The sequence below is a fragment of the Methylobacterium phyllosphaerae genome, from assembly GCF_001936175.1.
GTDB classification, from domain to species: domain Bacteria; phylum Pseudomonadota; class Alphaproteobacteria; order Rhizobiales; family Beijerinckiaceae; genus Methylobacterium; species Methylobacterium fujisawaense.
Window position 1 is genome coordinate 2,488,984 of sequence record NZ_CP015367.1, and the last position, 25,183, is coordinate 2,514,166.

The following is a 25,183-nucleotide window of genomic DNA, read 5'->3' on the forward strand; positions in this document are numbered from 1 at the left end:
GCAGCGATCCGCGTCTGTGGACCCGGCGCGCCCCGGTCCCTAAGAATGCGGCGGCCGCCGGGAGCGGCGTCCGTGTTGGATTCCAATGATCGACCTGACCCTCGAGGCCGCCCGCACCATCGTCGACACCGCCCTGCGGGAGGCACGGACACGGACGCTCAAGCCTCTGGCCGTCGTCGTCTACGATGCCCGCGGCGCCCTCAAGGCGGCCGCGGTCGAGGACGGGACCTCCCTGCGCCGGGCCGAGATCGCGAGCGGCAAGGCCAACGGCGCGCTGGCGCTGGGTCTCGGCTCCCGGGCGATCCAGGCGCGGGCGGAGCAGCAGCCCTATTTCGTCGCCGCCGTGACCCATCTCGCCGGCCCCGCCGCCCTCGTGCCGGTGCCCGGCGGCGTGCTGATCCGGTCCGGTGAGGGACGGCTCCTCGGCGCGGTCGGCATTTCCGGCGACACCTCCGACAACGACGAGATCTGCGCGGTGGCCGGCATCGAAGCCGCCGGCCTGAAGCCGGAAACCGGCGCCTGACCATGCGCCTGCGTCGGCGCGACTGGCTGGCCGGCGCGATGGCCCTCTCGGCCGTGCCGCCCGCCCGCGCGGCCGAGGCGCTCTACCGCCGCGGCAACGACGCCGATCCCGAGACCCTCGACCCGCACCGATCGTCCACGGTCGCGGAGGCGCATATCCTGCGCGACCTCGGTGACGGGCTGCTCACCTACGACAATTGCGGCGCCATCATCCCGGGCGCCGCACGCGCCTGGACCGTCTCGGACGACGGCGCGACCCTGCATTTCGACCTGCGGCCCGACGGTCGCTGGTCGAATGGCGAGCCGGTCACCGCGGCGGATTTCGTCTACTCGCTCCGCCGGATGCTCGATCCGGCCACGGCGGCGAAATACGCTGAGATCCTGTTCCCGATCCGCAACGCCGCCGCCGTGAACCGCGGCGAGAAGCCGGCCGACGCCCTGGGCGTGGTCGCGGAGGCGCCGCTGCGGCTCGCGATCACCCTGGAACAGCCGACGCCCTACATCCTGGAACTCCTCACCCATCAGACCGCCCTGCCGGTCCACCGCCCCTCGATCGAGCGCTACGGGGACAGTTTCACCCGGCCGGGAAACCTCGTGACGAATGGGCCCTATCGGCTCGCCGACCGCGTGCCGGGCGGCGCCATCACGCTGGAGGCCAACCCGCACCATCCGGATGCGGCGAGCCTCGCGATCCGCCGGGTCGCCTTCCTGCCGACGCCCGACATCGCATCGGCCGTGCGCCGCTACGCCGCCGGCGAGATCGACTCGCTCTCCGACCTGCCCGTCGACCAGATCGCCGACCTGCGTCGCCGCTTCGGAACGCAGGTGGTGCTCGGACCCTTGCTGGGACTGGCGGCGCTGGTGGTGAACACCCGCAAGGCGCCGTTCTCGGACAGGCGCGTCCGACAGGCGCTGTCGCTCGTGATCGACCGGGAATACTTGGCCGACGGGCTTAACAGCGGCACCATGAGTCCCGCCTATTCCCTATGTCCGCCCGGCCTCGACAATTACCGGACGCCGCCCGAGACCGAGGGCCGCCGCGGCCTGCCGATCGACCACGAGGCGGAGGCGCGCCGACTGCTCGCCGAAGCGGGCTTCGGCCCGGACCGCCCGCTCACGCTAGAGTACCGGTTCAACATCAGCGACAACAACCGCACCGTCGCGGTGGCGCTCGGCGACATGTGGCGCGACCTCGGGATCAGGACCCGCTTCGTCTACACCGACGCCAAGACGCATTTCGCCCACCTGCGCGACGGCGGCGATTTCGACGTCGCGCGCATGAGCTGGCTTGCCGACTATTCAGACCCGCAGAACTTCCTGTTCCTGCTCCAGAGCGGAAATGACGGCATGAATGCCGGCCATTGGTCGGATGCCGCCTACGACACCCTGATGGCGCAGGCGGCCGCCGAGCGCGATCTCACCCGACGGGCCGGCCTGCTCTACGACGCGGAGGCCATCGCCTTGCGCGAACTGCCCTGGATCCCGCTGATGCACTACCGCTCCAAGGCGCTGATCGCGCCGCGGCTGCACGGCTACCGTCCGAACCTGCGCAACGCCGCGCCGACGCGGTTCCTGAGGCTCGACGCGTGATCCGCTTCATCCTGCGCCGCCTGCTCCAGGCGGTGCCGACGCTGCTCGCCGTGGTGACCGTCAGCTTCTTCCTGATGCGGCTGGCCCCGGGCGGACCGTTCGACCTTGAGCGGCCGCTGGCGCCCGCCGCCATGGAGAACCTGCGCCGGGTCTACGGCCTCGACCGGCCGCTCGTCGCGCAGTTCGGCAGCTATCTCGCGGCGCTGGTGCGGGGCGACCTGGGCCCCTCCTTCTCGTTCCGCGACCAGAGCGTCCTCGATCTGATCGCCCGGGGCCTCCCGGTTTCCGCGACGCTGGGCGCCCTCGCCCTCGTGCTGGCCACCGCGCTCGGCGCCGGGCTCGGGATCGCGGCGGCGCTCCGGCGCGGCGGCGTCGTCGATCGGCTCCTGGGCGTCGGTGCGGCCCTGACCCTCTCGCTGCCGAGCTTCGTGGTCGCGCCCCTGCTCCAGATCGCCTTCGGGCTGACGCTGCGCTGGCTGCCGCTGGGAGGCTGGAACGACGGCGCCCCGAGCCACCTGGTCCTGCCGGTCGTGACGCTGGCCCTGCCGCAGGTCGGTGCCCTGGCCCGGCTGACCCGGACCTCGCTGGCCGAGACCCTGCGGACGCAGCCGGTCCGCACCATGCGCAGCCTCGGCCTGCCGCCGGCCCGCGTCACCCGCCACGCCTTGCGGGGCGCGCTCCTCCCGGTTGTGGCCTATCTCGGGCCGCTGGCCGCGTCCCTGCTCACCGGCTCGGTGGTGGTGGAGACGATCTTCGGCCTGCCGGGGATCGGCCGCTACTTCGTCGAGGGCGCGCTCAACCGGGACTACACGCTGGTGATGGGCACGGTGCTGCTGGTCGCCGGACTGGTCATCGCCCTCAACCTCGCCGCCGACCTCGCCTGCGCATGGCTCGACCCGCGCCTCCGGGCGGCGTCGTGACCATCACCGCCGCGGCTCCGGGGCCGGCCCGGCGCGCCGTTCTCCGCTTCGCCCGGGAACGCACCGCCATGGCGGCCCTCGCCGTGCTGATCCTGATCGCCCTCGCCTGCCTGATCGGTCAGGGGCTCACCGGCCACGATCCGGAGCGCGCCTATCCGGACCTGCGTCAGCTCCCGGCCGGCCTCACCGCACAGCCCGATGCCGAGCATCTCCGGCCGGCGCTTGAGCGCCTCGCCTTCCGGATGCGGGTCCGGCTCGACTCAGTCGCGCGCGACGGCGACACGCTGCGGCTCACCCTCGGGTCCGACGCGGGCGTCGATCGGCGCAGTCTGGCCTATCTGCCGCGCTCGGCGCTTTTCGGATCCCCCGACATCCTGGACGAGCGCGACGGCGGTCGGAGCCTCGTCGTCGCGGTGCCGATCCGGCGCCTGCACTTCCTCCTCGGCACCGACATCCAGGGCCGCGACCTGCTGACCCGCTGCCTCGTCGCCGGCCGGATCTCGCTGGCGATCGGGCTCGCCGCCAGCCTCGTCGCCCTGCTCATCGGCGTCGCCTACGGTGCCACGGCGGGTTTCATCGGGGGCGCCGTCGATGCCGTGATGATGCGCGGCGTCGACGTGCTGTACGCCCTCCCCTTCGTGTTCTTCGTAATCCTCCTGCTGGTGTTCTTCCGCCCGAGCCTGCTGCTCATGCTGGTGGCGATCGCCGCGGTGGAATGGCTCGACATGGCCCGGGTGGTGCGCGCCGTGACCCTGTCGCTGCGCGAGCGCGATTTCGTCCGCGCCGCACGGGCGCTCGGCCTCGGGACACCCCGCATCATCCTCCGGCACATCGTGCCCAACACCCTCGGTCCGGTGGCGGTGACCGCCACGCTGCTGGTGCCGCAGGTGATCCTGCTGGAGAGTTTCCTGTCCTTCCTCGGGCTCGGGGTGCAGGAGCCGCAGACGAGCTGGGGCGTCCTGATCGCCGAAGGCGCCCGTTCCATCGAGGGGGCGCCCCACATGCTCGCGGCCCCGGCCGCCTTCCTGATCGCGACCCTGGTGGCCCTCAACCTGATCGGCGACGGCCTCGCGGATGCGCTGGACCCCCGCGGAGACTGATGCCGCGGTCGGCGGCTTCCTCGACTCAGCCCAGCTGCCGGATCGGGGCACCGGCGAGCCAGGCTTCGATGTCCTCGACGGCCTGGGTGAAGAACGTCCGGTAATTGTTGCGCGACACGTAGCCGAGATGCGGCAATGCCAGCACGTTCGGCAGGCGGCGGAACGGGCTGTCGGCTGGCAGCGGCTCGGTCTCGAAGACGTCGAGGCCCGCGCCGGCGATCCAGCCCTCGTCCAGGGCCCGCACCAGGGCGTCCTGATCGATGATCGGCGCCCGTGAGGTGTTCACGAGGAACGCGTCGCGCCGCATGCGGCGCAACTCGGCCGGCCCCAGGAGGCCGCGCGTCCGATCGCCCAGCACGAGGTGGATCGTGACGACATCGCTCGCCTCCAGCAGCGCCTCCTTCGAGGCTGCCCGCTCGACCCCCGCGGCGGCCGCGCGGGCCTCATCGAGGTTCGGGCTCCAAGCGATCACCCGCATGCCGAAGGATCGCCCGATCTGGGCCACCCGCGTCCCGATCTTGCCGAGCCCGAGAATGCCGAGGGTGGCGCCCGCGAGATCGGTTCCGATCGTGCTCTGCCAGGGCCCCCCCTCGCGCATGGCCCGGCCCTCAGACGCCACGTGACGCGCCAGTCCAAGGATCAGCGCCCAGGTCAGCTCCGTCGGCGGCGTCGGACTCGAATCCGTGCCGCAGACGACCACGTTGCGCGCCCGGGCGGCCGCAAGGTCGATCGCGAGGTTGCGCATGCCGCTGGTGACGAGCAGCTGAAGCCGGGGCAGCCGCTCCAGCAGGGCTGCGGGGAACGGCGTGCGCTCCCGCATGATCACAAGAATCTCCGCCTGCGCGATCCGCGCCACGAGGGCATCCGCATCCGGAATGTGCTCGGCGATGGCCGAGACGGCGACGTGATCGGCGAGGCGCGTCCAGTCTGCGAGCGCGAGGGCTGCCTGCTGGTAATCGTCGAGGATGAGGCAGGTGCGCATGGCGATGGGGTAGGCCTCGGTGGGCAGAGCGTCAACGAAGTCCGATCGATGACACGACGTCGGCTCTTCGAAACTGCGGTGCGGTCAAGCGAGCCCGTCACGCCACGACCGCGCCGTCCAGCCCGGAGCCCGGGATCGACCAGGCCTTCGGGGCGGACGGCCAGTATGAGAGATCCCCCCTCTGTCGGGGCTCTCCCGACATTCGGCCGGCGGGATCGCGGAGGAGACGCGGACGGCTCCTAGGCCTCGGCCAATGCTGTGAACGCCACCGCGACGCCGGCGGCGCCGGGATCCTCAACACCGACGAGATCGCCCATAGCCAGGTAGCTCGAGCGGCCGGCGCCGGCGCGGGTCATGCGGGCCGTGGCTTCGGCACCGGCTCGGGCCGCCGCAGCGGCGGCGGTCAGATCTCCACTCCCCAGGGCCTCGACGGCGGGAATCAGCGCGTCGAGCAGGGTGCGGTCGCCGGCCTGAGCGCCGCCATGGCTCTGGACGCGCGCGACGCCCTGCCCGAGCGCCGTGGGCCATGCGGCCCCGTCGGCAAGGGCCGAGGCCGTCGCGGCGAAGAAGATCGAGCCGAGCACACCGCTCGATCCGCCGACGGCGCGGCCGATCCGCTCGGCCAGGGCCCGGCACAGGGCGGCCGGATCGGCCAGCGGCAGTCGGTCGAACTCAGCCCGTACGGCGCGCGCGGCCCCCGCGAAGGTCGTCCCAGCATCGCCATCGCCGACCTTGGCGTCGAGACCGTTGAGGGTCTCCTCAGCCTCGATCAGCGCCTTTGTGACGGCAGCGATGCGAGCCCCCGTGACGGCGTCGTGCGACGGCGTGAAGGTCTCACCCGCAAGCCCCTCCGGCACCGGCCGTAGGATCGGCGGCGCGATCCGGACTGCCGCCGGCCAGGCCGCGACCGGCACGGGCTCCGACAGGGCCCGCTCCAGCGCATCGTCGAGCGGGAGGACCGACAGCGAGGCGCCGTGCATGTCCAGCGCCGTCATCAGCGGCGCCGGACCGAGCAGCAGACGGACGCGCCGGCCCAGATCGGTGGCGAGCACCGCCCGCGTGAGAATCTGCATCTCCAGGGCTGAGGCGGAGCCGAGATTGTTCACGAGGAGGGCCAGACGGTCGGCGCCCGCGATCGCCCGCGAAAGCCTGTCGGCCATCATGTGGGCGAGATCGCTGGCCCTCGGCAGGGTGATGCGTTCCACGCCCGGCTCCCCGTGGATGCCGAGGCCGAGCTCGGCCTGACCCTCCGCCAATCGCTCGCTGCGCGGCGAACCGGGGATCGTGCAGGTCGAGACTGCGATGCCGAGCGACTTCGCCGCTTCGGCCGCCCGGCGGGCGAGCGCCGCAACGGTTTCGAGCGATTCCCCGGCTTCCGCAGCATGACCCGCCGCCTTGTGGACGAACAGCGTTCCGGCGACGCCGCGCGGCTGCTTGGCGTCCGGCAGGGCGATGTCGTCGGCGACGATCACGGTCTCGACCTTATGGCCCAGCGCCCGGGCCCGCTCGGCGGCGAGACCGAAATTCAGCCGGTCGCCCGCATAGTTCTTGATGACGAGCAGGCAGCCGGCCGGTCCCGTCACCGCGAGGATCCCGGCCAGCACCGCGTCGACGCTCGGCGAGGCGAAGACGTCCCCGCAGACGGCCGCGCTCAGCAGACCCGGCCCGACGAAACCGGCATGGGCCGGCTCGTGACCGGAGCCGCCACCGGAAACCACCGCGACCTTTCCGGGCTCCGGTACGGCGCGCAGGATCACGCGGATTCCGGGATCGCCCTCGAGGCGCGCAAGGCGCCCGCCGCTGGCTGCCAGCAGGCCGTCGAGGGCGTCGTTGACCAGGGTTGCGCGGGCGTCGATGACATGGGCCATGGCGTGACCTTCGATGGGGCGGTCACCGATTCTGGGTCGGCGGATCCGCATGCAGTGTCGGCGCAATCCGGTCGCCCAGGCAACGGCCTTGTCACGCCACCCGCGATGATGGAGGCGTAGAGCCGGTCTCCGTCACTCCTTCACGGCGCCTGTGAGCGCCGACACGTAGTACTCGACGAAGAACGAGTAGAGGATCACCAGCGGGAGCGAGCCGAGCAGCGCGCCGGCCATCAGCGAGCCCCACTTGTAGACGTCGCCGTCCACGAATTCGCTCACCACGGCGATGGGCACCGTCTTGTTCTGTGTCGAGGACAGGAAGGTCAGCGCGTAGATGAACTCGTTCCAGCACAGCGTCAGAGAGAAGATCCCGGCCGAGATCAGCCCCGGGAAGGCCAGCGGCAGGATGATCTTGGTGAGGATCTGCCACCGGCTGGCGCCGTCCATCAGCGCGCATTCCTCCAGCTCGTACGGGATGGTCTTGAAGTACCCCATCAGGAGCCACGTCGAGAACGGGATCAGGATCGTCGGGTAGGCGAGGATGAGGGCGATCGGCGAGTCGAACAGGCCGTAGGCCTGCACGATCGTGGCCAGCGGGATGAATAGGATCGAGGGCGGCACGAGGTAGGCGAGGAAGATCGCCGCGCCGACCCAGCCCGCGCCCCGGTAGCGCACGCGGACGCAGGCATAGGCGGCGAGCACGCTGGCGAACAACGACAGCACGGTCGCCGCCACCGACACGTACATCGTGTTCCAGAGCCAGCGCGGATACTGCGTCTCGAACAGCAGCTTGTGGATGTGCTTGAATGTCGGATCCACGACCCAGAACGGGTTGAACCGCTCCATGTCGATCAGCTGCTCGTCCGGTTTGATGGCCGTCAGCGCCATCCAGTAGAACGGGAACAGCAGCACGGCGAGGATGACGAGGAGCGGCAGGTAGGTGGTCACTAGCCGCCGGGGCAGGCGCTCGAGATAGGCCATCCCCTCCGAGTTGTCGGTGAGCCCGACCGGTCGCGCCTCCATCACGGGGGCGAGGTGCGGGTCGACGTGGGCGGGCGGTGCGGGCGCGCTCATCGGTCGGACTCCCCGGCCTGCCAGGCCCGGCGCTGCAGGCCGAACCACGAGATTCCGATGGCCGCGAGCAGGAACGGCACCATGGCGGTGGCGATGGCGGCGCCCTCCCCCAGGGTCCCCGAGAGGATGCCCCGCTGGTACGAGAGCGTCGCCATCAGGTGCGTGGCGTTGACCGGTCCGCCGCGGGTCATGGCCCAGATCAGCTGGAAATCGGTGAAGGTGAACAGCACCGAGAAGGTCATCACCACGGCGATGATCGGTGTCAGCAGCGGAAGCGTGATCCGCGAGAAGATCTGCCAGTTCGAGGCGCCGTCGAGGGTCGCGGCCTCGTAGAGGGACGGCGAGACCGTCTGCAGGCCGGCGAGCAGCGTGATGGCGATGAACGGCACGCCCCGCCAGATATTGGCGAAGATCACGCAGGCTCGCGCCATCGCCGGATCACCGAGGAAGTCGATGTTGCCGTCGATGACGCCGAGATGGCGCAACGACCAAGAAATGATCGAAAACTGACTGTCGAAGATCCACCAGAACGCGATGGCCGAGAGCACGGTGGGAACGACGAACGGGATCAGCACGATCGAGCGGATGATCGCCTTGAACGGCATGTTCTTGTTGAGCAGCAGGGCGAGATAGAGCCCGATGCCGAACTTCACCACCGAGGCCACCGCCGTATAGAGGCAGGTGTTGAACACCGAGAGCCAGAAGACGTCGTCGTCCCAGAGCCACGCGTAGTTCTCCAGGCCGATGAACACGCCCTCGCGGCCGATCCGCGCGTTGGTGAAGGACAGCCAGATGCCCTTCAGCAGCGGATAGGCCAGGAACAGGCCGAGGATCAGCGCCGTCGGCAGCATGAACCAGAAGCCCGCCCAGCCGCGGCTCGCGCGCACGCGCTGCCAGCCCGAGCGGATCGGGACAGCGACTGGCGCCGACTCTGTCAGTGCGGAATGCGCCATGGTCTCGCCTCCGGCAGCCGCGCTCAGGTGTTCCGGAAGATGCGGGTCGCTGCGCGTTCAGCGTTCTTGATCGCGCCCTTCACGTCCTCACGGCCGGTGCAGTGGCTCGCGAACATGTCGACGATCACGAAGTCGGCGAGCACCGCGGCGATGCGCTCGCTGACCGGTGCGAGGCCGCCGGCCGCGAGGGAGCGCCGGCCGGCCTCGGCGAAGACCGCGTTCTTCGGGTCGCTCGTCCAGATCGGGTTCTTGGGGTAGTTCGACAGCGGCTCGCACAGGTAGCCTTGCGCAGCTTCGAGCCAGGGATTGTAGTTCGCTGCCTCCATCATGAAGCTGATGAAGGCCTTACAGGCGTTCGGCGCCTTCGAGTATTTGAAGGCCAGGATCGGGAAGGCGAGCTGGAACTCGGTGGGCTTGCCGGCGGGGCCGATCGGCCAGACGGCGTGGTCCATGTCCTCGGCGAGCTTCGGGTTGTCCTTCTTGGCCGCGGCGTAGATCGAGATGCCGTTGTTGGTGAGGTACAGGTCGCCGGCGAGGAACGCCTTGTTGTTCGACGAGTCGTTCCACGACACCGTGCCGGGCACGAAGGTCTCGTAGAGGGATTTGACGTATTCCAGCGCCTTGGCGGTCTCGGGCGAGTTGATCACGATCTTCTCGTTGGCGTCCACGAGGTTGGCGCCGTGGGACCAGAGGGCCCAGTGGCACCACGTGTTGCCGTCGCCCGTGGCGTGACCCAGCGCGAAGCCCGCCGGCGTGTTGTTCTTCTTCAGGCCCCGACAAAGTTCGAGGAATCCGGCCGTGTCGGTGGGGAACTTGTCGAAACCGGCCTTCTTCATCGCTGAGATGCGGTAGTTCGGATAGCCGCCGTTGAAGGCGACGGGGATCGCGATCCACTTGCCCTTGACCTTGCCGTAGGCCTGCGCCGACGGGAACCAGGGCCCGTATTTCTTGGCGAGCGCGTCCGCCACGTCCTCCAGCGGCAGGCACTTGTCGGGGAAGAGTGCCGGGAACGAGAACAGGCCCCAGACCATGTCGGGGCCCTGTCCGGTATTGGCGGCCACCGATGCCTTGGGCTGGATGTCGTCGAAGGATTCGTTGGTCACCGTGACCTTGACGCCCGTCGCCTTGGTGAAGGCGTCGACCATCTTCATGAACGCCTCGTCCTCGCTCGGCACGAAGCGCTTCCAGCGCAGGAGCGACAGGCTGGCGCCGGGCTCGGGCTTCCACTCGGTGCTCTGCGCCCAGGCCCGGGCGAAGCCGAGGAGGTCGCCGCCGGCGAGGCCGGTCGCGGCGGCACCGGCGAGGAGGGAACGGCGGTCGAGAACGGGCATCGGTTCTTCTCCCTCAGTGAATCTGCTTCAGGTGCGCGCCGCGCGCGCGCCCGCATCGGCCCCGATGCAGGTCAGTTCGGCAGGCGACGGCCGGTCTCGGCGTCGAAGAAATGCACGCGGTTCGGACGCAGGGAGACGGTCTCGCCCGGCCGCTCGCGCACGCGCTCGCGCAGCACGCAGGTGAGCTCCTGGCCGAGGGCCCGGACCGCCAGCATGGTCTCGGATCCGGTCGGCTCCACGACCACCACCTCGGCTGCGATCCCGTCGGATGCGAGGTCGAAATGCTCGGGCCGGACGCCCAGGATGAGGGGGCGCCCCTCGACGCCGGAGGGGGCGTCGGCAAGCGGGATCGTCAGGCCGGTCTCGGTGGTGAAGGTGAGATGTCCGTTCGCCCGGACCTTCCCGGGCACGAAATTCATGGCCGGCGAGCCGATGAAGCCCGCGACGAACAGGTTGTCGGGCCGGTCGTAGAGTTCGAGGGGCGGCCCGATCTGCTCCACGACCCCGTCGTGCATCACCACGATCCGGTCGGCCATGGTCATCGCCTCGATCTGGTCGTGGGTGACGTAGATGGTCGTCGTCTTCAGGCGCTGGTGCAGCTCCTTGATCTCGGTGCGCATCGCCACGCGCAGCTTGGCGTCGAGATTCGAGAGCGGCTCGTCGAACAGGAACACCTGCGGGTCGCGCACGATCGCCCGGCCCATGGCGACGCGCTGGCGCTGGCCGCCGGAGAGCTGGCGCGGGTAACGGTCGAGCAGGTGGGTGAGACCGAGGATCTGCGCCGCCTTGTTCACGCGCAGGTCGATCTCGGAGGCCGCGGCCTTCCGGATCCGCATCGAGAACGCCATGTTCTCGCGGACCGTGAGATGCGGGTAGAGTGCGTAATTCTGGAACACCATGGCGATGTCCCGCTCTTTCGGCGGAACATCATTCACGACGCGCTCGCCGATCCGGATTTCGCCGCCGGAGATATTTTCCAGCCCGGCGATCATCCGCAGAAGCGTCGATTTTCCGCACCCCGACGGACCGACCAGGATCACGAATTCCCCGTCCCGGATGTCCACGGACACGCCGTGCAGGACGTTCGTCGACCCGAAAGCCTTGCGAACCTCGCGGATTCCCACCGAGGCCATGCTTCCTCCCGATCAAGGCCGCTCTATCGGCGGCTCTAGGGCGGCAGTACAAAGGAGGGGCCGGGGGAAAGCAAGCGGGGACCTGGGTAAAGCTACAGATAATCTTCGTTCTGTCAGGCGGCGCGATCTGTACCCGTGACGAGGGCGCCGCGGTGAAACCAACCGTCGCGTCTCGGCGCGCCGGGGATGATATGGCACCGCGATCCGGCCTCGCTGCCGGCAGGCCGATCCGGAATCGTGGCACCGAACCCCCGTCGCAGCGGGCTGCCCGGTTCCCGGACATCCGAGAGAGGTGAGCGCATGTCGTCATCGGGTCTGACTGCACGGGAGATCCTCCCCGCCGACGGATGCCGTGGCGCGCTCGTGGGCCGGGTCTGGCGTCCCGATGCGGCCGGGCCGAGCGTCGTGGCGATCCGCGCCGATTCCGTGGGTGAGGCCCGCGTCGTCGACATCACCGCGGCCTTCCCGACGGTCAGCGACCTGTGCGAGGCGCGCGACCCGGGAACGGCCCTGCGCGGCGCGGCGGGCGAGGATCTCGGAGGCCTGGACGCCATCTTGGCGAACACGCCGCCGGACGACCGCGACCCGGCCCGGCCCTGGCTCCTCGCACCGGTGGATCTGCAGGCGCTCAAGGCGGCCGGCGTTACCTTCGCCACCTCCATGCTGGAGCGGGTCATCGAGGAGCGCGCCCGGGGCGATCTCGCCGCCGCTGCGGCGATCCGTGCCGAGGTCGAGCGCTTGGTCGGCCACGACCTGCGTCGGCTGAAGCCCGGATCGCCCGAGGCCACGGCGCTCAAGGCGGTGCTGGTCGCGCAAGGGGCCTGGAGCCAGTATCTCGAGGTCGGCATCGGCCCGGATGCCGAGATCTTCACCAAGGCACAGCCGCTCTCGGCGGTGGGGTGCGGCGCGGATGCGGGCCTGCACCCGGATTCGCGCTGGAACAATCCCGAACCCGAAGTGGCCCTCGCCATCGCCTCCGACCAGCGAATCGTCGGCGCGACCCTCGCCAACGACGTGAATCTGCGCGACTTCGAAGGGCGATCGGCGCTGCTCCTCGGCAAAGCCAAGGACAACAACGCCTCCTGCGCCGTCGGCCCGTTCCTCCGCCTGTTCGACGACACGTTCGGTCTCGACGATGTCCGCCGGACCACGGTGACCCTCGAAGTCTCCGGGACGGATGGCTTCCGGCTTGAGGGCACCTCGCCGCTCGCCGAGATCAGCCGCGATCCGGAGGAACTCGCGGAGGCGCTCATGGGGCGCACGCACAATTACCCGGATGGGGCCCTGCTCCTCCTCGGCACGATGTTCGCGCCGATCCAGGACCGGCACGGGCCCGGCCTCGGCTTCACCCATGCCGAGGGCGACCGCGTCGTGGTGGCGAGCCCGGAGCTCGGCAGCCTCGTCAACCGCATGCGCCCCTGCGATGCCTGCGAGCCCTGGACGTTCGGCGCCCGCGCACTGATGCGAAACCTCGCGGCGCGGAAGATTCTATGAGAGAGCGTCGCGCGGAGTGCCGCCCGACGCGGCGACCAGACCAAGCCTGAGATGATGCCGATGACCGACGCCGCCTTCCTCGACCGCCTCGCCGCGATCGTCGGACCGTCCGGCCTCGTCACGGGCGCGGAGCTCCGCGGGCGCTCGGCCAACTGGACGCGCCCGGCCGAGCCTTGCGCCGCTCTGGCACTCGTTCGACCCCGCAGCACGCAGGAGACCAGCGCGGTCATGGCAGCGTGCCACGAATCCGGCGTCGCCGTGGTGCCCCGCGGCGGAGCCACCGGCCTCGTCGACGGGACGCTCTGCCAGCCTGACGAGATCACGCTGTCGACGGAGCGGATGATCGGCATCGAGCCGGTGGATCCGCTGGGCATGACGGTGGTGGTCGGGACCGGCGCCACCATCGAGAGCGTGCAGGAAGCGGCGTCGGCGGCCGGGCTGTTCTTTCCCCTGGACCTCGGCGCCCGCGGCTCGGCGACCATCGGCGGCGCGATCTCGACCAATGCCGGGGGCCTGCGCGTCCTGCGCTACGGCATGATGCGGGAGATGGTGCTCGGCCTGGAGGCCGTGCTCGCCGACGGCACCGTGGTGTCGTCCATGCGCCCCCTCATCAAGAACAACACCGGGCTCGACCTGAAGCAGCTGTTCCTCGGCACCGAAGGCACGCTGGGCATCGTCACGCGGGCCGTCCTGCGCCTGCGCCCCGAGCCGGCCGGCTACGCGACGGCACTCATCGCCTGCCCGGGGGTGGATGACGGCGCGCGGGTGCTGCGGGCAGCCCAAAGCGCCTTTCAGGGACGCGTGTCCTCCTTCGAGGGGCTGTGGCCGGATTTCTACCGCCTGATGACGGCAGCCGGACGGGCGACCCCGCCCCTCGGCCATGACTATCCGTTCTACGCGATCATCGAGATCGAGTGCGTCGCCGAGGAATCGGACCGTTTTCTGAGCCTCCTCGAAGGGCTGATGGGCGAAGGCACGATCCTCGACGCCGCCGTCGCCGCCTCGGAGGAGCAGCGCCGGGGCATGTGGCGCATCCGCGACCGCGTGGAGCATCTGAATGCCGACGGGATCGAACGCGCTTTCGACGTCAGCGTGCCGCTGTCGCGGATGGATGGCTACGTCCGCGGAGCGCTCGACCGGCTCGCGGCAATCCCGGGCTGCCGGGCCGTCGTCTATGGGCATATCGGCGACAACAACCTGCACTGGAACACGACCCGCCTCGACGTCGCCGGCAACGCCGCCATCGACGCGGCGATCTACGAGCCTCTCGCGGAGCTGAACGGCTCCGTCTCGGCAGAGCACGGGATCGGGCTGGAGAAGCGGAGCAAGCTGAAACTGTCGCGCTCGCCTGAGGAGATCGCCGTGATGCGGATGGTCAAGCGGGCGCTCGATCCGGACGGGCGGCTGAATCCGGGCAAGATCTTCTGAGAGATCGCCCGTGGTGACCCGGCTGGCTGTCCGCCTTACGCCGCGTGGCGGCCGCGACGTGGCGGAGGGCTGGGCACGGGACGAGAAGGGCCAGCCCTACCTGAAGGCGCGCGTCGCGGCGCCACCGGTGGAGGGTGCCGCCAACGAGGCCCTCGTGGCGATGATCGCCAAGGCGCTCAAGGTCGGACGCCGCTCGGTCCGCATCGTCGCCGGCGATCAGAGCCGGTTGAAGATCCTGGAGATCGACGGCGTCATCGAGGCGGATCTCGAACGGGTGTTCGGTCAGCCTTGAGAGGCTGCCGACCCGGCTTTTGCGCGGAGCGGGAACATCCAGCCGGGCACGCTCGCCGATGGCTCGCTCCGCTGAGCGGCTTTGCCCTGGTCGCCAGGAGGGCCTGGGATCGCGAAACCCCGCGGCGGGGGACAGTGCGCATCGCCAATCGCGACGCACTGTCCCGATTCGCAGGACGCGCTGTCAGAACGCGACCTTGTCGCCGCCCTTCAGCGCCAGCATCTCGCGCGCCTCATCGGGCGACGCGACGGCGAGGCCGAGCCCCTCGATGATCGACCGGACGCGGCGCACCTGCGCGGCATTGGTCTCGGCGAGCTTGCCGGGCCCGTCCCACAGGCTGTCCTCGAGGCCGACGCGGACGTTGCCGCCCATCGCGGCCGCCATGGCGGCGATGTTCATCTGGTTGCGGCCCGCCCCGAGCACCGACCAGCGGTACTGATCGCCGAACAGCCGATCGGCGGTGCGCTTCATGTGCATCACGTCGTCGGGATGCGCGCCGATCCCGCCCTGTAGTCCGAACACCGTCTGGATGAACAGCGGCGCCTGCACGAGGCCGCGGTCGAAAAAGTATTTCAGATTGTAGAGATGCGCGGTGTCGTAGCACTCGAACTCGAATTTCGTCCCGTTCGGACCGCAGGTCGTCAGGATGTGCTCGATCTGGCCGAAGGTGTTGCGGAAGATGATGTCCTTGTTGCCGAGATAGTCCCGCTCCCACTGATGCTTCAGGTCCTTGAAGCGGTCGAGCATCCCGAACAGGCCGAAATTCATCGAGCCGAGGTTCAGGGAGGCGACCTCCGGCTGAAAGGTCGCGGCCGGGCGCACCCGCTCCTCGATCGACATGGTCGGCGCGCCGCCGGTGGTGATGTTCACCACGCAGTTCGAGCGCTGCTTGATCACCGGCAGGAACTTGGCGAAGGCCTCGGGTGTCTGGTCGGGCTGGCCGTTCACCGGATTGCGGGCATGCAGATGCACGATGGCGGCGCCGGCCTCGGCGGCGCCGATGGCGGCGTCGGCGATCTCCTCGGGCGTCACGGGCAGGTGCGGCGACATGCTGGGCGTGTGGATCGCGCCCGTCACCGCGCAGGTGATGATGACTTTCCGCTGTGAGGCCATGCTCAGTCCTTCTGTGATGCCTTGTGGGCCCGGAGCGCCGCCAGCCGCGTGTCGCGGCGGTTCATGCGTGCGGGTAGATCGTCCGGCGGCTGCCACTTGGCCATGATCGCCTCGGTGGCCGGCGCCTCGTAGACCGAAGGCGGCGCCGGATCGGCGGCCAGGCTTTTGTAGAAGCCGGTATAGCGGGCGCAGTAATCGGCGATGCCGCCCGGCGCGTTCAGCTCGATCGTCTCGAACGGTCCCATGAAGCTCCAGCGCAGGCCGAGCCCGTCCGCGACGGTCTTGTCGAGATCCTGCGGGGTGACATAGCCCTCCGAGGCGAGACGGAACGCCTCCGCCAGCAGGGCGCCCTGAAGCCGGTTGAGGATGAAGCCCTCGATCTCCTTCAGCACCGTGATGGGGACCTGTCCGATGGCCTCGTACACCTCTCGCGCTCGTGCCAGAGCCGCCGGATCGGTCCAGGGCGCGCCGGAGATCTCCACGAGCGGGATCAGGTGCGGCGGATTCACCGGATGGCCGATGAGGCAGCGCGCCCGACCCGGCAGATCCTCGGTGAACAGCGAGCAGCGGATGGCCGATGAGGACGACGCGATCACCGCGTCCCGCGGCGCGTGGGCATCGAGCTCGGCAAAGAGGGTCCGCTTGACGTCGAGCCGTTCCGGCCCGTTCTCCTGGACGAAGTCCACACCGTCGAGGGCGGCGGCGAGACTCCCCGCGCTCCGGATGCGCCCGGCAGCTCCCTCCGGATCGGTACAGAGCCCGTTGGCCGCCAGGGTGCGGAGCCCTTCGGCGCAGAGCGGGAGCGCGGCCTCGGCGACGCCCTCGGCGGAATCGAACAGCCGCACGTCCCAGCCGGCGCGGGCGAAGATCATCGCCCAGGCCCGGCCGATCAGGCCGGCGCCGACGATCGCGACGCTTTCGGTCATAGCCACAGCACCTTCCGTCTCAGCTCCTGATCTTCGCGCAAGAGGCGCGACTCGCCCGCCCACTGCACGCTGCCCCGCTCCAGCGCCACGGTCCGGTCGGACAGGGCCAGCGCCAGATCGAGGTGATGGTCCACCAGGATGATCGCGATCTCGCGGCGCAGCCGATCGAAGGCCTCGAACAGCTCCTCGGTCACGGCCGGCGACAGGCCTTCGAACGGCTCGTCGAGAAGCAGGAGCCGCGTATCGCCCGACAGCGCGCGCGCCACCGCCACCATCTGCTGCTCGCCGCCCGACAGGCGGGCGGCATCGACGGTCCAGCGCTCCTTGAGCCGCGGGAAGAACTCCAGAACCTTCTCCTCGTCCCAATGGATGCCGGCACCGGTGAGCCGCCGCAGACGACCGAGGCCCAGATTCTCGGCGACGCTCATCCCGGCGAACAGCGCCCGCCCCTGCGGCACGTAGCCGATGCCGAGCCGGGCGATCTTGTCGGGCGAGAGGCCCGCGATGTCCCGGTTGGCGAGCACGATCCGGCCGGCGGCCGGTGATGCTGTGCCGATCAACGTCTTGAGCAGGGTCGACTTGCCGGCGCCGTTGCGGCCGAGGAGCGCCACCACTTCGCCCCGGTTCACCGTGAGGTTGACCCCGTTGAGGATGTGCGACTTGCCATAGAAGGTATCGACGCCCTCCATGGCGAGCAGCGTCTCGGCCTCGGCGGCGCTGGCGCGCGGCTTCGCGGCGATCGCCGCCGTGCCCGATCCGAGATAAACCGCCTGGACCCGGGCATCGTCCCGGGCATCCGCAACGGAGCCGTCGACCAGCACGGCGCCGTCGGCCATCACGGTGACGCGGTCGGCCAGACGGAACACGCGGTCGATGTCGTGCTCCACGAGCAGGACCGGGATGTCGGCCGAGAGCGCCTTGATCAGCTCGCCGACGCGCTCGCGCTCGGCGGCGGCCAAGCCGGCGAGCGGCTCGTCGAGAAGCAGCACGCGGGGTTGCGTGGCCAGCGCCAGCCCCATGTCGAGGAGCCGCTGGCCGCCGTACGACAGGCTGCCGGCCTCGGCCCGCTCGATCCCGGCGAGGCCCGTCCAGCGCAGCAGCTCGGCGGTATCGTCGGCGATCGCGCGGATCGAAAGGGCGTCCCGCCAGGGGCTGAAATGCGCCGCGTGGCGCGCCTGCACCGCCAGGCGGACGTTTTCCTCCACCGAGAGGCCTGGGAACAGGTTGGTGATCTGGAACGAGCGCCCGAGTCCGGCCCGGGTGATCGCGTGCGGTTCCAGGCCGGCGATCTCTTGGCCGTCGAGGCGGATGCTGCCGCCGCTCGGCCGGAACATGCCGGAGAGCAGATTGAAGGCCGTGGTCTTGCCGGCACCGTTGGGGCCGATCAGGGCGTGAAGCGTCTTGTCCGCCACCGCGAAGGAGACGCCCCGCACCGCGTTCACGGGGCCGAAGTTCTTCCTGATGGCATCGGCGACGAGAACCGGTCCCGTGCCGCGTCCCTCGGCGATGAAGCGCGCCGGAACGCGGCCCGAGGCGCCGGAGCGGCGGGCCGCCATGGCCGCGCCCTCGGCCGGAACGCGCCGGAACGGCTTGAGCAGCCGCGCCGCGATGCCGACCAGCCCGTCCGGCGAGAACACGATGAAGGCGACGAACAGCAGCCCGAAATACAGCAGCCAGTCGGCGGTGTAGATCGACAGGAACTCGCGGAACAGGATGTAGAACAGCGCGCCGAGGGCCGGCCCGAGGAACGAGCGCATCCCGCCGATCACCACCATGGCGAGCAGTTCGCCCGAGAACGCGATGGAGATCGGGTCGGCCGAGGTGAAGCGATGACTGTAGGCCGAGAGCGCCCCGGCCAGCCCGGTGATCGTCGCCGAGATCACGAAGGCCGCGAGCTTGTAGCGGTTGGTGGCGTAGCCGAGGAAGCCGGCACGCTGCTCGTTCTCGCGGATCGCCACGAGTACCGTGCCCATCGGCGAGCGCCGGAACCGCCAGAGCGCGACCAGCACCGCGAAGGCGATACCCGACACCGCCGCGTAGTAGGCGCCGGGCTCCTGCAGCACCGCCCAGCGGTGCAGGTTGCCGATGCCGTTCTCGCCGCCGGTCAGGTCGGTCCAGCGGAACGCGATGGCGTAGAGCATCGCCGTGAAGGCGAGCGTCAGCAGCGAGAAGTAGACACCCCGCCGTCGCAGGATCAGGGCTCCGGCCGCCAGGGCCGCGACTCCGGTGATCGCCAGGGCGCCGAGGAGCGGCAGCGCCATGTCGCCGGGGACAAGCCGGGTCTGCAGGATCGCCACCGCGTAGGCGCCGATCCCGAACCAGGCCCCATGGCCGAAGGAGGTGAGCCCGGTCCAGCCGACCAGGATGTTCAGGCCGAGCACGGCCAGGGCGAAGATCACCACGTCGGTGGCGGTGATCAGCGTCAGGCCAATGGCGTCGAGGGCGAAGGGCAGGACGATGAGGGCGGCGAGCGCCGCCCAGAGCTGGCGGCTCTCGCGCAGGATCAGGCCGCGCTGCGGCAGGGCGAGCGGCAGCGGCTCGGCGGTTCCGGACATGGGACGCTCTCCGCTCACTCGAACCGGGCGATGTGCTCGCCGAACAGGCCGCGCGGGCGCAGCAGCAGGACGAGCACCATGAGGGCGTAGACGGCGGCCTCGGTGGCCGGCGGATAGGCGTAGGCGGTGAGGCCCCGGACCACGCCGACGATCAGCGCGGCGAGCACCACCCCCCAGAAAGAGCCGAGGCCGCCGATCACCACCACCACGAAGGCGAAGGTGAGGATCTCGGCGCCCATGGCGGGCTGGACCCCCGTGACCGGGGCCATCATGGTCCCGGCCAGCGCCGCGAGCCCCACCGCGATGGTGACAACGGCGGTCATGTAGGGCCGGAGCGAGATGCCGAGGGCCGCGACCATGTCGGGGTTCTGCACGCCGGCCCGGACCACGCGCCCGAAGCTGGTGCGGGTCAGGAGCAGCCAAAGGCCGGCCACGCAGGCCACAGCCACCACGAGGATCGAGAGCCGGTAGCGCGAGTAGATCAGGTCGCCGATGAAGACCTGACCGCGCAGCCATGTCGGGATCCCGAACGGCACCGGCGCCGCCCCGAAGGCCATGCGCAGGGCCTGCTCGGCCACCATGGCGAGTCCGAATGTGAGGAGCAGACCGAGGGTCGGATCGCCGCGGTAGAAGCGCCGCAACAGGAAGCGCTCGATCACGAGCCCGAGCACCCCCACCGCCAGGGGAGATGCGATGAGGGCGCCGCCGAAACCGATCGAGGGCGTCAGCAGCACGGTCAGGTAGGCGCCGATGGCGTAGAAGGCACCGTGGGCGAGGTTCACGATGCCGCCGAGGCTGAAGATCAGCGACAGGCCGAGCGCGATCAGCAGATATTGCACGCCGATCAGCAGGCCGTTGAGCACCTGCTCCAGGATGAAGACCAGCTGCATGACGGCCTCACGCCGGGAAGGTGCAGGCGTTCTCGTCACGGGTGGTGGCGAGGACCTCCAGGCTCTCGCCGGGACCGGGGAGCGGCCCGGTCGAGGTGAAGATGTCGTAGGGGTTCTTGACCTGATCCGCCGGCAGGGCGGTGATCGCGAACATCTCCTGCATCAATTCGTGGTCCCAGGGGCGGAAATAGCCCTCGCGGACCTTGGCGATGTCGAACTTCGCGCCCGATTCCAGGTGCTCGACGACCCTGATCGACCCGGTCGCCTTCAGCTCGTTCATCGACTGCGCCACGATCTTGAGCGCAGTGTAGTCGCCCCAGCCCTGGTTCTCCGGCGGCTTCTTGTACTTGGCCTTGAAGGCGGCGACGAACGTCTTCGCCGAGGGCGAGTCGATCTGGTGATGCCAGATCACCGGCCAGGTTCCGAGGAAGTTGCCGGGCCCGGCACCCCAGGCGAGCGCCGTGTCAAAGCCGAAGCCGGCGACCGGGAACGGCAGGCCGAACTCGCTGTATTGCTTGAGGAAATTGGTGATCTGCGCGCCCGCGAGGTTGCAGATCACGAGGTCCGGCTTGGCCTGACGGAGCTTGAGCAGGAAGGGCGAGAAGTCCGTGAGCTCGGTGGGGATCAGATCCTCGCCGACGAGCGTCGCGTCGTTGGCCGCGAAGTATTTCTTGGCCTGCTTCAACAGGTCGTGGCCGAAGGCGTAGTCGGCCGTGAGCGCGTAGACCTTGCGACCCTTGATCAGGCCCCGGTCGAGCAGCGCCCGCCCGCAGGCGCGCACCATCATGGTGTTCTGCGATTCGACGTGGAACATGAAGCGCTTGCAGTCGGAGCCGCGCAGCGCGTCCGAATTGGCGCCGGTGTTGATGAACAGGATCTTCTCCCGCTGAGCCACTTGACTGATCGCCAGCGCCGAAGCCGAGTTGATCTCGCCGACGAGGCACGCCACGCGGTCCCGCTGGACCATGCGCTCGGCCTTGGCCGAGGCGGTCTGCGGGTTGACGCTGTCCTCGGAGAGAAGCTCGACCTTCCGACCCGCGATGCCGCCCGCGGCATTGATCTCCTCGACCGCGAGCTGCGCCGCCTGCACGGCGAACTCGCCGAGCGGTCCGAGGAAGCCGGTCCGCGGCGTCAGGTGCCCGATCCGGATCACGTCCGACTGACCCTGCGACAGGGCCGGGCTCGCAAGAGCCGGCGCGAGAAGCGCCGCGCCGCCGGCTTTCAGAAGGCTGCGGCGAGAAAGGGAATCCCCGAACCGGTCCGTCATCGTTCCGCTCCCGTGCGTTTCCTCCAGCCGGGTTGTTGTTGTGGGCTCTGGCGGCCCTCACCCAAACTGTGATCACAGATCACTAGCGCGATAGTGCCGGATCCGTCTAGGGTCGGCATATGAATTCCACATCGGTCCTTGCCGAACTGCCTCTGCTCGAACGGCGGACCCTGTCCGACACCGTCTACGAAGCGCTGTCGGACCTCCTGGCCTCGGGACGGCTGGCGCCGGGCGACCGGCTGTCCCTGCGCCAGAGCGCGGCGGCGCTCGGCGTCTCGGTCATGCCGGTCCGCGAGGCGGTGAGCCGTCTGGCGGCGGACGGCGTGCTGGAAGTGGCACCAAATCGAGTGATCCGGGTGCCGGTCATGAGCGCGGACGCCTTCCGGGCCCTGGTCGAGACCCGCATCGCCGTGGAGGGCATCGCCGTGGCCCGTGCGGCCGAGCTAAGGACCGCCACTGAACTCGCAGCGATCCGGCGGACCGAGGCCGCGTTCCGGGCGGAAGCGCAGGCGGCAGAGCCCGACCGGGCGCGCGCGGTGCAACTCAACCGCGATCTGCATTTCGCGATCTACGGTGCCTGCGGACTCGGTCCCCTGCAGGAGATCATCGCCCGGCTCTGGCTGAAGGCGGGCCCGGTGATCAATCTGGATCTGCGCGCCCATCCGGAGCGGCTGCGCCAGGGTTTCGCGCTTCGGCGGCACGCCGAGGCCGTGGTGGCGATCGAGAACCGGGACGGCGCGGCCGCCGCCGCCGCGATCGCGGCCGACATCCGGGAAGCCGCGGAGTTCATCTTGACCCGCGGCGGATTGCGGGACGTTCAGGGAGAGGACTGATCATGGATCTGGGGATTGCCGGCCTGCGTGTCCTGGTGACGGCGGGTGCTGCCGGAATCGGCCGCGGGATCGTCGAGGCCTTCCTGGAGGAAGGGGCGCGTGTCTTCGCCTGCGACGTAGACAGCGAGGCCCTGGCCGGTCTGCCGGACGCGGTCGGCCGTATCCGGACCGATGTCGCCGACCGCGATGGCGTCGCCACGATGATGGACCGCGCGGTCGAGTTCCTCGGTGGCCTCGACGTGCTGATCAACAATGCCGGCATCGCCGGCCCGACCGGCCGGGTCGAGGAGATCGCCCCCGAAGAGTGGGACCGATGTCTCACCGTGTGCCTGACCAGCCAGTTCAACTGCGCGCGCCTCGCGGTGCCCCATCTGCGCCAAAGCCCGAACGCCTCGATCGTCAATCTGTCCTCGGCGGCCGGCAAGTTCGGCTTCGCCCTGCGCAGCCCCTACGCGGCGGCCAAATGGGGGGTCATCGGCTTCACCAAGTCTTTGGCGATCGAACTCGGCGGGTCCGGCATCCGGGTGAATGCGATCCTGCCGGGCTTGGTGGCCGGCGACCGGCAGCGCCGGGTGCTCGAATCGAAGGCACAGCAGCAGGGCACGAGCTTCGCCGAGATGGAAGCCCGCGCCTTCTCGTTCGTTTCGGTCAAGGACTACGTCACCGCCCGGCAGCTCGCCGACCAGATCCTGCTGCTTTGCTCGCCCCGCGGCCGGACCATCTCGGGTCAGGCCATTTCCATCGACGGTGACACGCGGATGCTGTCCTGAAATCAATCCAGCGCCGATGAGGCTGCCCTGCCTGATGCGCCGGAGTATCCAAAACCGAGTCCGGGGCGCCGCGACCGCGACCGCGGTCGCGCGTCCTGCGGCCGCTGCCGAAGACAGGAGCCGGACCGTCCGCGCCGGCCACAGGATGCGAGGAAGCGACCATGAGCGACAAACGCCGGATCACCCCATCTGACCTGCGCTCCAAGGCGTGGTTCGACAACCCGCACAATCCCGGCATGACCGCGCTCTATTTGGAGCGATACCTCAACTATGGACTGACGCCGGAGGAGTTGCGTTCGGGCAAACCTCTGATCGGCATCGCCCAGACGGGGTCCGACCTGTCTCCCTGCAACCGCCACCATCTCGAACTCGCCAAGCGGGTCCGGGAAGGCATCACGGCGGCCGGCGGCGTTGCCTTCGAATTCCCCTGCCATCCGATTCAGGAAACCGGCAAGCGTCCGACCGCGTCCCTCGACCGAAACCTCGCCTACCTGTCCCTGGTGGAGGTGCTGTACGGCTATCCCCTCGACGGCGTCGTCCTGCTCACCGGCTGCGACAAGACCATGCCGGCCTGTCTGATGGCGGCGGCCACGGTCAACATCCCGGCGATCTCGCTGAATGTCGGGCCGATGCTCAACGGCTACTTCCACAAGGAGCTGACCGGCTCGGGGACGATCGTCTGGAAGGCCCGGGAGCGGCACGCGGCGGGCGACATCGACTTCCAGCAGTTCATGGACATCGTCGGATCCTCGGCGCCGTCCACGGGCCACTGCAACACGATGGGCACGGCCTCCACGATGAACGCGCTCGCCGAGGCGCTCGGTCTCGCCCTGCCCGGCTCGGCGGCGATCCCGGCCCCCTACCGCGAGCGCGGGCAAGCCGCCTACGCCACCGGCCAACGCATCGTCGAGATGGTCTGGGAGGACCTCAAGCCCTCCGACATCCTCACCCGCGAAGCCTTCGAGAACGCCATCGTGGCCAACGCGGCGATCGGCGGCTCGACCAACGCGCCGATCCACATCAACGCGATTGCGAAGCATATCGGTGTACCGCTGACGTGCGACGACTGGGAGCGGGTCGGATTCGAGATCCCTCTCCTGGTGGACATGCAGCCCGCCGGACGCTGGCTCGGCGAGGAGTACTTTCGCGCCGGCGGCCTTCCGGCGGTCTTCGCGGAGCTGATCGACGCCGGGAAGGTCCACGAGGGCGCCCTGACCTGCAACGGCCGAACCGTGGGCGAGAACTACCGCGGCCGGCACAGCTGGAACCGCGACGTGATCCGCGCCTATGGCGCGCCGCTGATGGAGCGCGCGGGCTTCCTGAACCTCAAGGGTAGCCTGTTCGATTCGGCGATCATGAAGACCTGCGTGATCTCCGAGGAGTTCGCGGCCCGCTACCTGCGCAATCCGAACGACCCGATGGCCTTCGAGGGGCGCGTCATCGTGTTCGACGGACCGGAGGACTACCACACACGGATCGACGACCCGGCGCTCGACATCGACGAGAACACGATCCTGATCATGCGCGGAGCCGGACCGATCGGCTATCCCGGCGCCGCCGAGGTGGTGAACATGCAGCCGCCGGGATCGCTGATCCGGCGCGGTGTCACCGCTCTGCCCTGCATCGGCGACGGCCGGCAATCCGGCACCTCCGGGACGCCCGCCATCCTGAACGCCTCGCCCGAGGCGGCCGCCGGGGGCGGGCTGGCCCTGTTGCAGACCGGCGACCGTATCCGCATCGACCTCAATCGCCGGAGCGCCGACATCCTGCTCCCGGCCGAGGATCTCGCCCGCCGGCGCGCGGATCTGGAGGCGCGCGGCGGCTATCCCTACCCGGCGACCCAGACGCCGTGGCAGGAGATCTATCGCGATCAGGTCGATCAGCTCGATCAGGGCATGGTGCTCAAGGGCGCGGTGAAGTTCCAGAAGGTCGCGCAGGTCTCCGGAGTGCCGCGGGACAACCACTGAGACCTGTTTCCCGGGTCGGCCGCGGGGTTGAAACATGCGGTGTCCTGAGCAACCCTTGCGACGGCCCTCCGGGCCTACGGCTGCACAGGGCATCGCGAGCCCGCTCTCCAGCGCGACAGCGCGGCCGGTTTGCTCCGCACTGAATTTTGAATACATTTCCCGTCAGGTGGGCATGTCC

General features: G+C 69.6%; 21 protein-coding genes. 10 read left to right on the forward strand and 11 right to left on the reverse strand.

All coding sequences use genetic code 11. From position 1 onward, the window contains the following. Positions 1 to 85: 85 nt before the first annotated feature. From MCBMB27_RS11160 to MCBMB27_RS11175, 4 genes are read left to right on the forward strand one after another with little or no spacing between them, the layout of a single operon-like run. Positions 86 to 523, forward strand: a complete 438-nt coding sequence (locus MCBMB27_RS11160; RefSeq protein WP_075380429.1) for a GlcG/HbpS family heme-binding protein — start codon at positions 86 to 88, stop codon at positions 521 to 523. A gap of 2 nt (positions 524 to 525) precedes the next feature. Next, positions 526 to 2,112, forward strand: a complete 1,587-nt coding sequence (locus MCBMB27_RS11165; protein WP_075380430.1) for a peptide ABC transporter substrate-binding protein — start codon at positions 526 to 528, stop codon at positions 2,110 to 2,112. After that, complete coding sequence (locus MCBMB27_RS11170) at positions 2,109 to 3,032, forward strand: ABC transporter permease (RefSeq protein WP_075380431.1); 924 nt, start codon at positions 2,109 to 2,111, stop codon at positions 3,030 to 3,032. Before MCBMB27_RS11165 ends, MCBMB27_RS11170 begins: the two co-directional genes overlap by 4 nt. Further along, positions 2,999 to 4,132, forward strand: a complete 1,134-nt coding sequence (locus tag MCBMB27_RS11175; protein WP_075380432.1) for an ABC transporter permease — start codon at positions 2,999 to 3,001, stop codon at positions 4,130 to 4,132. The genes MCBMB27_RS11170 and MCBMB27_RS11175 overlap by 34 nt, the downstream gene beginning before the upstream one ends. Before the next feature lie 25 nt (positions 4,133 to 4,157). Here MCBMB27_RS11175 and MCBMB27_RS11180 read toward each other — a convergent pair whose 3' ends face one another. From MCBMB27_RS11180 to MCBMB27_RS11205, 6 genes are all read right to left on the reverse strand, one after another. Next, positions 4,158 to 5,114 (reverse strand): D-2-hydroxyacid dehydrogenase family protein, encoded by a 957-nt coding sequence (locus MCBMB27_RS11180; protein WP_170861851.1) that lies wholly within the window; start codon positions 5,112 to 5,114, stop codon positions 4,158 to 4,160. Between the two features lie 239 nt (positions 5,115 to 5,353). Next, positions 5,354 to 6,982 (reverse strand): dihydroxyacetone kinase subunit DhaK, encoded by a 1,629-nt coding sequence (locus tag MCBMB27_RS11185; protein WP_043380016.1) that lies wholly within the window; start codon positions 6,980 to 6,982, stop codon positions 5,354 to 5,356. Positions 6,983 to 7,114: 132 nt separating this feature from the next. Next, positions 7,115 to 8,002 (reverse strand): carbohydrate ABC transporter permease, encoded by an 888-nt coding sequence (locus tag MCBMB27_RS11190; protein WP_075381933.1) that lies wholly within the window; start codon positions 8,000 to 8,002, stop codon positions 7,115 to 7,117. Positions 8,003 to 8,049: 47 nt separating this feature from the next. Beyond that, positions 8,050 to 9,006, reverse strand: coding sequence for a carbohydrate ABC transporter permease (locus MCBMB27_RS11195; protein ID WP_075380433.1), 957 nt, complete (start codon positions 9,004 to 9,006; stop codon positions 8,050 to 8,052). 23 nt (positions 9,007 to 9,029) lie between these two features. Beyond that, entirely contained in the window at positions 9,030 to 10,337 is a 1,308-nt protein-coding gene (locus MCBMB27_RS11200) for an ABC transporter substrate-binding protein (protein ID WP_075380434.1), read from the reverse strand. A 71-nt stretch (positions 10,338 to 10,408) separates the two neighbouring features. Next, the gene (locus MCBMB27_RS11205; RefSeq protein WP_075380435.1) at positions 10,409 to 11,470 is read right to left on the reverse strand and encodes an ABC transporter ATP-binding protein; all 1,062 of its coding nucleotides are present in this window, start codon (positions 11,468 to 11,470) and stop codon (positions 10,409 to 10,411) included. A 300-nt stretch (positions 11,471 to 11,770) separates the two neighbouring features. Between MCBMB27_RS11205 and MCBMB27_RS11210 the strand changes: the two genes are divergently transcribed. The 3 genes from MCBMB27_RS11210 to MCBMB27_RS11220 are packed head-to-tail and all read left to right on the forward strand — an operon-like array spanning position 11,771 to position 14,684. Continuing rightward, positions 11,771 to 12,964, forward strand: a complete 1,194-nt coding sequence (locus MCBMB27_RS11210) for a fumarylacetoacetate hydrolase family protein (RefSeq protein ID WP_075380436.1) — start codon at positions 11,771 to 11,773, stop codon at positions 12,962 to 12,964. Positions 12,965 to 13,024: 60 nt separating this feature from the next. After that, entirely contained in the window at positions 13,025 to 14,392 is a 1,368-nt protein-coding gene (locus MCBMB27_RS11215; protein WP_236952952.1) for an FAD-binding oxidoreductase, read from the forward strand. A 10-nt stretch (positions 14,393 to 14,402) separates the two neighbouring features. Continuing rightward, a complete protein-coding gene (locus tag MCBMB27_RS11220; RefSeq protein WP_043380025.1) occupies positions 14,403 to 14,684 on the forward strand; it encodes a DUF167 family protein in 282 nt (93 codons plus the stop codon). A 183-nt stretch (positions 14,685 to 14,867) separates the two neighbouring features. Here MCBMB27_RS11220 and kce read toward each other — a convergent pair whose 3' ends face one another. The 5 genes from kce to MCBMB27_RS11245 are packed head-to-tail and all read right to left on the reverse strand — an operon-like array spanning position 14,868 to position 21,435. Continuing rightward, positions 14,868 to 15,797, reverse strand: coding sequence for a 3,5-dioxohexanoate:acetyl-CoA acetone transferase (gene kce, locus MCBMB27_RS11225; RefSeq protein ID WP_043380028.1), 930 nt, complete (start codon positions 15,795 to 15,797; stop codon positions 14,868 to 14,870). 2 nt (positions 15,798 to 15,799) lie between these two features. After that, complete coding sequence (locus MCBMB27_RS11230; protein ID WP_075380438.1) at positions 15,800 to 16,723, reverse strand: 3-hydroxyacyl-CoA dehydrogenase; 924 nt, start codon at positions 16,721 to 16,723, stop codon at positions 15,800 to 15,802. Further along, positions 16,720 to 19,278: a branched-chain amino acid ABC transporter ATP-binding protein/permease gene (locus tag MCBMB27_RS11235; RefSeq protein WP_075380439.1), complete on the reverse strand. Its 2,559-nt coding sequence runs from the start codon at positions 19,276 to 19,278 to the stop codon at positions 16,720 to 16,722. The genes MCBMB27_RS11230 and MCBMB27_RS11235 overlap by 4 nt, the downstream gene beginning before the upstream one ends. A gap of 14 nt (positions 19,279 to 19,292) precedes the next feature. Continuing rightward, a complete protein-coding gene (locus MCBMB27_RS11240) occupies positions 19,293 to 20,168 on the reverse strand; it encodes a branched-chain amino acid ABC transporter permease (protein ID WP_043353271.1) in 876 nt (291 codons plus the stop codon). 7 nt (positions 20,169 to 20,175) lie between these two features. Further along, entirely contained in the window at positions 20,176 to 21,435 is a 1,260-nt protein-coding gene (locus MCBMB27_RS11245) for an ABC transporter substrate-binding protein (RefSeq protein WP_075380440.1), read from the reverse strand. A 119-nt stretch (positions 21,436 to 21,554) separates the two neighbouring features. Between MCBMB27_RS11245 and MCBMB27_RS11250 the strand changes: the two genes are divergently transcribed. The 3 genes from MCBMB27_RS11250 (at position 21,555) to MCBMB27_RS11260 (ending at position 25,005) form a co-directional block, all read left to right on the forward strand. Next, positions 21,555 to 22,268 carry a GntR family transcriptional regulator gene (locus tag MCBMB27_RS11250; protein WP_075380441.1) on the forward strand — a complete coding sequence of 238 codons (714 nt, stop codon included), beginning with the start codon at positions 21,555 to 21,557 and terminating at the stop codon, positions 22,266 to 22,268. A 2-nt stretch (positions 22,269 to 22,270) separates the two neighbouring features. Further along, positions 22,271 to 23,038, forward strand: coding sequence for an SDR family oxidoreductase (locus tag MCBMB27_RS11255; protein WP_043380039.1), 768 nt, complete (start codon positions 22,271 to 22,273; stop codon positions 23,036 to 23,038). Positions 23,039 to 23,199: 161 nt separating this feature from the next. Continuing rightward, positions 23,200 to 25,005, forward strand: coding sequence for an IlvD/Edd family dehydratase (locus tag MCBMB27_RS11260; RefSeq protein ID WP_075380442.1), 1,806 nt, complete (start codon positions 23,200 to 23,202; stop codon positions 25,003 to 25,005). The last annotated feature ends 178 nt before the right edge of the window (positions 25,006 to 25,183 follow it).